Origin of the sequence: Acidocella aromatica (assembly GCF_014201825.1) — a bacterium.
Taxonomy (GTDB): domain Bacteria; phylum Pseudomonadota; class Alphaproteobacteria; order Acetobacterales; family Acetobacteraceae; genus Acidocella; species Acidocella aromatica.
Genome location: NZ_JACHFJ010000029.1, coordinates 1 through 1190, shown reverse-complemented (window position 1 = coordinate 1190; position 1190 = coordinate 1). Strand labels below are relative to the sequence as shown.

The 1190-nt window shown below is 61.8% G+C and carries 1 pseudogene; it reads left to right on the top strand.

Annotated features, from left to right (window positions below):
• Positions 1–54: 54 nt before the first annotated feature.
• Positions 55–1162: pseudogene (locus HNP71_RS14025) on the top strand (IS3 family transposase).
• Positions 1163–1190: the final 28 nt, after the last annotated feature.

Below are 1190 nucleotides of genomic sequence, written 5' to 3'. Positions count from 1 at the left end.
TGCCCCCTGAAATGCCCTCGTTTTGAGGTAAGGGCTGTCCATTGGAGACAGACGATGAAGAAAGCACGATTTATGCAGGACCAGATTATTGGGATTTTGAAGGAGCATCAGGCGGGTGCCACGGCTGCGGATCTTTGCCGCAAGCATGGGATTTCGGACGCGACGTTTTACACCTGGCGCTCGAAATACGGTGGCATGGAGGTGTCGGAAGCCCGGCGGCTGAAGGCTCTTGAGGAAGAAAACGCGAAGCTGAAGCGGCTCCTGGCTGAGAGCCTGATGGATGTCTCGACGCTGAAGGACCTGCTGGCAAAAAACTCGTGACGCCCGGCTTGCGGCGGGAGGCCGCGACCTGGGCGATTACGGAGCGGGATTACTCACAGCGGCGGGCCTGCCGGCTGGTCGGCATTGATCCGAAGACCTGACGTTATGCGTCGCGTCGTCCGTCCGAGGAGGCAACACGGATGCGCCTGCGCGAACTGGCCGCAGAGCGACGCCGGTTTGGCTATCGCCGCCTGCATATCCTGCTCGACCGCGAGGGGGGGTGATGAACCACAAGAAGCTGTTCCGGCTATATCGGGAAGAAGGGCTGTCGGTCCGCAAGCGTGGGGGCGGAAACGGGCGATGGGCACGCACTCGCCAATGATGCTGCCCGATGGGCCGAACCAGCGCTGGAGCCTGGATTTTGTCTCGGATTCGCTGAACAACGGGCGGCGCTTGCGCGTGCTGACGGTGGTGGACGACTACACGCGCGAATGCCTGACGCTGGTGGCGGATACGCCGTTGTCCGGCGAACGGCTCGGCGCGAACGCGACCAGATCGGGGCACATCGCGGCTGGCCACTGATGATCGTCAGTGACAACGGCACCGAGATGACCTCGAATGCGATCCTGACCTGGCAGGAAAAGCGCTCGGTGCTGTGGCACTACATCGCACCTGGCAAGCCGCAGCAAAACGGGTTCATCGAGAGCTTCAACGGCCGGTTCCGTGACGAATGCCTCAACGAGCATCTGTTCCGCAATCTTGGCCATGCCGGTCGGCCATCGAGGCTTGGCGCGCCAACTATAACGCCGTCAGGCCCCACACCAGCCTCGGCGGCATGGCGCCGGAGGCTTTCGCTCAACACGCCAGCAAGGCATACATCAACCCGCAGACCCTAACTTAAAAATGAGGGCACGTTGGAGGCAGGGTCA